1 protein-coding gene is annotated in these 905 nt (G+C 27.5%); it reads right to left on the bottom strand.

The features are described from left to right. A partial coding sequence (locus HMPREF0072_RS10300) for a hypothetical protein (RefSeq protein WP_004830355.1) occupies window positions 1-905 on the bottom strand: 905 nt, incomplete at both ends.

Genomic DNA, 905 nt, shown 5'->3' with positions numbered 1-905 from the left:
TCGCTTTCTTTAAAGGAATGTGAAAATAGTTTTAAGTCCTTATCAAAATAGGCATCATATGAATAATATGTTATTGGATTATGGTTATTATCATATCCACTGGAAATATCTTTTATTTTTAAATATTTATTATCCTCTGTTCTAACTATATCTCCCACTTTTATAGAGAGGATTTCCTTATCATCTTCTATATTATTTTCAAGTGAATTATTTAGATATTCTCTATATCTATTTTCTATTCTAATACCTAATTCTTTAACCTTATCTATTGCCTTCATATCATCCGGAAGATTTTCCTGCTTATCGGCAACTTCTCTCATGATTTTCGCATATTCTCTTTGAAATATAGAGTTAAAACTTGCTAAGGTACTATTTCCTAAATTTTCTCTTGCCTTTATAATTTCATTTTCTAAAACTTTATCCTTAACTAATACATCGAAAAGTCTATCTTCAATTTGGTATATGGAAATTATTTTTTCATCTATCTTATTTTCTTCTATAGTTTGATTAAGTTCTATCTGACTTTTTCCTATTTGTTCATAAAGAAATTCAAAGTCTCTTTGGTTGATCTCATTTCCATCACCTATGTCTATCTTATAGTGATCAACTATTTTCCCATCTACTATATGGTTAAAATAGAATTTGGAATACCCCTCCCACTTATCAGTCATCTGCCCATATTCATCTTCTCCTAAGGTCTTATTATGAAGTCTTATCTTTTCATCTATTTCCCTTATTTCATCTAATAGTTCTTTAGTCAGCCTTTGTCCTGCATAATCTTTTTCTATTAGACTTGAACCCTCATTAAACTCAATTATCCAATAATCATATTTTATATGCCTATCTAAATCAAAACCTATATTCTCTTTATTTTTATTAGTATAAAATTCCTTAAATTCTTCAAA

This window comes from Anaerococcus lactolyticus ATCC 51172, from assembly GCF_000156575.1.
GTDB classification, from domain to species: Bacteria; Bacillota; Clostridia; order Tissierellales; family Peptoniphilaceae; genus Anaerococcus; species Anaerococcus lactolyticus.
Note: the sequence above shows the minus strand (reverse complement) of the source record. Positions and strands in the feature narration are given on the sequence as shown.